Source organism: Actinomadura sp. 7K534 (assembly GCF_004348575.1).
Classification (GTDB): domain Bacteria; phylum Actinomycetota; class Actinomycetes; order Streptosporangiales; family Streptosporangiaceae; genus Spirillospora; species Spirillospora livida.
Map to the genome: position 1 here is coordinate 1 of NZ_SMKB01000351.1, position 5,528 is coordinate 5,528.

At 73.6% G+C, this 5,528-nt stretch carries 5 protein-coding genes; 4 read left to right on the forward strand and 1 reads right to left on the reverse strand.

The window, feature by feature from the left end:
• Positions 1 to 124: 124 nt before the first annotated feature.
• From E1266_RS39055 to E1266_RS35105, 4 genes are all read left to right on the forward strand, one after another.
• On the forward strand, positions 125 to 871 hold the full coding sequence (locus tag E1266_RS39055) for a hypothetical protein (RefSeq protein ID WP_207946110.1): 747 nt from the start codon (positions 125 to 127) through the stop codon (positions 869 to 871).
• The gene (locus E1266_RS35095; protein ID WP_207946111.1) at positions 868 to 2,280 is read left to right on the forward strand and encodes a TerD family protein; all 1,413 of its coding nucleotides are present in this window, start codon (positions 868 to 870) and stop codon (positions 2,278 to 2,280) included. The genes E1266_RS39055 and E1266_RS35095 overlap by 4 nt, the downstream gene beginning before the upstream one ends.
• A gap of 416 nt (positions 2,281 to 2,696) precedes the next feature.
• The gene (locus E1266_RS35100; protein WP_165966335.1) at positions 2,697 to 3,443 is read left to right on the forward strand and encodes a serine protease; all 747 of its coding nucleotides are present in this window, start codon (positions 2,697 to 2,699) and stop codon (positions 3,441 to 3,443) included.
• Positions 3,444 to 3,527: 84 nt separating this feature from the next.
• A complete protein-coding gene (locus E1266_RS35105) occupies positions 3,528 to 4,085 on the forward strand; it encodes a snapalysin family zinc-dependent metalloprotease (protein ID WP_132054564.1) in 558 nt (185 codons plus the stop codon).
• A 95-nt stretch (positions 4,086 to 4,180) separates the two neighbouring features.
• Here the strand turns inward: E1266_RS35105 and E1266_RS35110 are convergent.
• On the reverse strand, positions 4,181 to 5,528 hold a 1,348-nt coding region (locus E1266_RS35110), incomplete at its 5' end, for a DHA2 family efflux MFS transporter permease subunit (protein WP_132054566.1).

Below are 5,528 nucleotides of genomic sequence, written 5' to 3' on the forward strand. Positions count from 1 at the left end.
CAGCTCATGTCGGAGGTGCGGACGCAGCCCCGCGTCCTCACCTCGGACATGAGCTGACCCTGAACCGGTATTCACCGCGATTAACCATGTGCATGGTTTTGCGGGCTCCTGCGACCATGACGCGGTGAACATCTGGCTCGCGGAACTGATCGTCCGGCACACGCACCGCGTTCCCGCGCCCGAGGGGCCCCGCGGGGACGGGGCGGCCGCGGCGCGGCGCCTCGACGCGGCCCTCATGTCGGCCGGGTTCAAGCTGTCCCGGGACCTCATGGCCGCGCTGTCCGGGCTGGCGGAGCCGGCCGTCCTCGGCGTCGCCGCGCGCACGCTGCCGGTCGTCCGGGAGATGGCGGGCGACCACGTCCGCCACAACGTGTACTTCCGGGACTTCCCGAACAACGTGCCCGACACGCTGGAGTTCTGGACGGACCGCCTGCGCGAGACGCTCCTCGACCCGGTGGCGGCGTCCGCCGCGATGGAGTCCCTCAGCGAGGGCGTCCTGAACCTGCTCACCCTCTCCGGCTACGGCGTCTACCGGCACGACTACGAGGACATGCTCGCCGCGCACGACGAGCTGATCGCCGCCGCCGGCGACCGCCTCACGGTGCTGCACCTGGGCCGCGGCCTCGCCGACGAGGGCGAGCGGCTCTACCTCCGGCTCGCGGGCAGCGCGACCCCGCTCGGCGAGGACGGCCTCGCGGCGCTGGGCGGGCTCGCCGGGCTCTACGCCGACGGCCCGCAGCCGGAGCGCATCCCCGTCCGGGAGAACCGCGCCCTCATCAACCAGGTGCGCGTCGTAGCCGGCGCGGAGCCGCTGGTCGACACCGTCACCGACGTGCTGCGCCTGGCGTGCGCGCGTCGGGCGGTGACGTGACCCTCCAGGAGCCCGCCCGGTTCGGGCCGCTGCCGCGCCCGGTCCGGCGGTCGCTGCTCGCCGCGCTCGACGGAGTGGTGCGCGCCGACCCCGGCAAGCTCGGGGACGTCGCCGCCTGGCGCGAGCCGTGGAAGCGGCTCGGCGAGCGGATCCACCCGCACGAGTACCCCCGGTGGCCGCGGGCGGCGGACGTGTTCGCGGTCGCCCGCGGCGAGAAGCGGGCACCGTCGTTCGCGGCGCGCGTCGAGGCGCGGCTCGCCTCCGGCGACGCGGCCGGCGCCGCCCGCGCGGCGACCGGCGCGCCCGGCCTGCTGTTCCGCTCGCTCGACCGGCTGCTGCGCGGCGCGCCGGACGCGGAGCACGCCGTCCTGGAGGCGGCGGAGTCCGTCGCGCACCGGGTGTCGGGCCGGGTCCTGCTGTCGGTGCGGGAGCACCTGCTGAACCGTGCCGAAGCGACGGGGAGGGTCCGGGTGTTCGCCAACCGCCACGGCCGCGGCGTGACGGCGCCCGACACGCGTGCGCCGCTCGACCCCGGCACGGTGGCGCGGCTGGCGGCGTTCCTCGACGCGGAGATCCGCGGGCGCCTGCCGTCCTTCGGGCACCTGGTCGTCGACCCGGACGCGCTCGGCATCGCGCTTCCGCTCAGCGGCAAGGCGGCCGGGCACGGCCTGGGCGTCCTGCCGCGCGGTTCGGTGTCGCCCGTCAGCGGGGAACTGCTGCGCTTCTTCGTCCACTGGCGGCAGCGCGAGCGCAGCACCGACTTCGACCTTTCGGCGCTCATGCTCGACGAGAACTACCTCGACCCGGAATGGCTGTCGTACACCAACCTCAGCACCGCCGGCGGAAGGCATTCCGGCGACATCACCGACGCCCCCGAAGGCGCCTCGGAGTTCATCGACCTGTCGCTGCGGCGCCTCGGGCGGCGGTTCGTCGTCCCGCAGGTGAACATCTACTCCGGGGAGGGATTCGAGGAGGTCGAGGAGTCGTTCTTCGGGTTCATGCTCCGCGACGGCGCGCAGAAGGGCCGCCCCTTCGAGGCGCGCACCGTCCGGATGAAGTCGGAACTGCGCGGCCCCGGCCGGGTCGCGCTGCCGATGGTGTTCATGCGCGGCGACGACGGCAGGTGGCGCGCCAAGTGGATGCACCTGCATCTCAAGGGCGGCGTGGTGTTCAACAGGGTCGAGGGGAACCGGGTGACGACGTCGATGCTCGTGCGCGGGATCGTGGAGCGCCGGTTCCTCACCGTCGGCCACCTGAAGGACCTCGGCATCGCCGAGAAGACGACCCTCTGGAACGGTACCGCCCCGGACGGCCCCGTCACTTACATCGGCCTTGACCGCCCCGAGGGCCTGCACCCCGACTCGCGGGTCTTCACGCCGGAAAACCTGGGCGACCTGATCCCCGCCTGACTGCTAACGTCGTCCCCGCGAGGCCATGAGGGGGCTTCCTTCTCAACTTCCTTGATCCAGCCCCTTCGCTTTCCTCGCACCCCACGTGACGGGCGCCCCCATCCCAGGCGGCGCCCGCTTCACGCTCCCAGGCGGCCGGGCCTTTCCAGCATGTGAACGGGCGAGTTGAAAAAATGGCCGTTCGTTCAGTGCGGGCGGGTTGCGCGTAGAAAGTTCGCAGGTGGCGCCCGCTCTTTCCATGGAGAGCGTTCTATTGCGGTCGCGGCCGCCCGAATCGGCATTGGCGGTCGGCGCATTCTTGGTCAATAGTCAATGCACCGGTCCGACGCCGCGGTGGTTTCCGTGTCGCCGGCCGGTGACCGTCAGGGCCCTGCGGTCCGCACGTTCCCCCGCTCGTGTGAAAGGACCCCCCGCTCATGAAGAAGCGCAGCCTGCTGGCCGCGGTTCCGGCGGCGTTCATGGCGCTGTCCGGGATGTCGGTGGCCAACGCGGAGCCCGCCCCGCCGCCCACCGAGCAGCCCACGACCAAGATCGTGGGCGGTGTGCCCGCGTCCGAGACGTACTCGTTCATGGCGTCGCTGCAGAGCTCGGCCGGCCGGCACAGCTGCGGCGGCTCGCTCGTCGCGCCGAGCTGGGTCGTGACCGCGGCGCACTGCGGCACGCCGTACCAGGTCAGGATCGGCACGACCACCTACAACTCCGGCGGCGAGGTCCGCCGGGTCGCCGCCCGGCAGACGCTCGGCGGCGACGTCGCGCTGCTCCGGCTCGCCAGCCCAGCCGCGTCCGCGCCCGTGACCATCGCCACCAGCGCTCCGATCGGCTCCGCGACCCGCCTGCTCGGCTGGGGGCAGACCTGCGCGGTGCGCGGCTGCGGACCCGCGCCCGTCGGGCTGCGCCAGCTCGACACCCGGATCCTCGCGGACTCGCAGTGCCGCGGCATCAGCAGCAACGAGCTGTGCATCGAGGGCGGCGGCGGGCGCGGCGCCTGCTACGGCGACTCCGGCGGGCCCGCGCTCATCGGCTCGTCGGGCCGCTGGCAGCTCGTCGGAGCGACCAGCCGCGGCACCGCCTCCACCTGCGCGACGTCCCCCGCCATCTACGGCGACGTCACCGCCTACCGCACCCGCATCCTGCAGATCGTCGGCAGCGCCCTCAACGGCTGACCGGCCCGCGTGAACGCGCCCTCCGCCGGAGCGCGGTGCCCGGCGGAGGGTGCCCCTACCCCGCTCCCACCGCAGAGGAATCCCATGGTCATCAGAAATCTGCTGAGGGTCTGCGCGGCGCTGCTGCTCGGCCTGGCCTTCCTGGCCGGCACGGGCACCGCCGCATCGGCCGCGCCCGCCGCAGAGGCCGCCGACGCCGTCCGCACGATCAGGTACGACGCGAGCCGCTCCGCCGAGTTCCGGTCGGCGGTCGACGAGGGCGCCCGGATCTGGAACGCGCGCGTCGGCAACGTCGAGTTCGTCGCCGGGTCCCCCGCCGACGTGGTCATCGTCGCCGACGACGGCTGGCCCCGCGCCCGCGTCACCAGCCTCGGCCGCGGCACGATCTGGATGGGCCGCCAGGCCGTCCAGGAAGGCCACTACACGGTACGGATCGCGTCCCACGAGCTGGGCCACATCCTCGGCCTGCCGGACCGGCGCACGGGCCGCTGCACGGACCTGATGTCCGGGGCCAGCGCCGGGACGTCCTGCCGCAACCCCTACCCGAACTCCGCCGAGATCGCCGAGGTCGAGCGGAACTTCCAGTACGGCCTCATGGGCGTCGCGGCCGGCGCCACCCTCACCGAGGCCGCCGCCCGCTGACCCCCGCACACGCCGGGCGCCCGCTCTCTCCGGCGGGCGCCCGGTCCCTGTTCTTCGCGGATGTGTGAACGCCCCCGGTCACGCGTGGCGGCTGGTCACGCGTGGTGGCCGGGCAGGAAGGCCACGAGCGCCGTCCCGGCGGCGGTGATGAGGGCGGCGGCGAGGAAGGCCGCCGCGTAGCCGTCCACCGGCTCCGGACCGGACGCGGCCGCCGCCGCGCCGAGGACCGTGAGGCCGATCGCGCCGCCGATAGTGCGGGACGTGTTGACCACCCCCGCCACCGCGCCCGCCTCGGCGGCCGGCGCGCCCCGCGTGGACGCCTCCACCAGCGGCGTCATCAGCAGTCCGAACCCGAGGGCCATGGTCGCGCCCGGCCCGAGCACGGACCCGAGGAACGTGCCCCCGGCGTCCAGCACGACGCTCTGCCACGCGAACCCGGCCGCCGCCATCAGGCCGCCGGCGCCCGCGAGGAGCCGCGCGTCCATGCGCTCCATGAGCATCGGGGCGAGCCGCGACCCGAGGATGATGCCCAGCGTGTGCGGCAGGAACGAGAGCCCCGCGCGGACGGCGCTGTAACCCAGGACGTTCTGCATGTACAGCGACAGGAAGTACCAGAGCGCGAAGCCGCCCATCATGATGACCAGGGTGGCGAGGTTGCCGACCGCGACGCTGCGCAGCCGGAACAGCCCGAGCCGCACGAGCGGCTGAGCGGTCCGCGCCTCCACGGCGACGAACGCGGCCAGCAGCACGAGCCCGGCCGTGAGCGGGACGAGCGCCGTCCAGCCATGGCTCTCGATCCGCCCGATGCCGAATGCCAGCAGCGCCACCCCGGCGGTGACGAGCACGGCTCCCGGCACGTCGAGCCGGACGCGTCCCGCGGTGTTCCGCTCCTCCCGCAGCCACCGGACCGCCACCAGTGCGACGAGCGCCCCGACCGGCACGTTGATCAGGAACACCCAGCGCCAGCTCAGGTAGTCGGTCAGCAGCCCGCCGACGAGCCCGCCCGTGGCGCCCCCGGCGGTGCCGACGGCCGTCCACAGCGCGATCGCCTTCGTCCGCGCCGGCCCCTCGGGGAAGTTGGCGGTCACCAGCGACAACGTGACGGGCGCGAGGACGGCGGCACCGACTCCCTGCACGGACCGCGCGGCGATCAGCACACCCCCGCTCTGCGCGAACCCAGCGGCGAGGCTGGCCAGGGTGAACAACCCGACGCCCCAGAGAAAGACCCGCTTGCGCCCGAAAAGGTCGGCGGCCCGCCCGCCCAGCAGCAGAAACCCCGCGAACGTCACCACATAGGCGTTGACGACCCACTGCAACCCGGTCACACCGAGCCCGAGCCCGGCACTCACCTCAGGCAAAGCGACATTGACGACGGAGACGTCCAGAACGACGAGGAACTGCCCGATGGACGCCGCAACCAACGCCGCCCACCCAGGCGTCCCC

Coding starts and splice junctions, on each gene's coding strand:
- E1266_RS35105 (WP_132054564.1), top strand. CDS start 3,528: ATGGTCATCAGAAATCTGCTGAGGGTCTGCGCGGCGCTGCTGCTCGGC.
- E1266_RS35100 (WP_165966335.1), top strand. CDS start 2,697: ATGAAGAAGCGCAGCCTGCTGGCCGCGGTTCCGGCGGCGTTCATGGCG.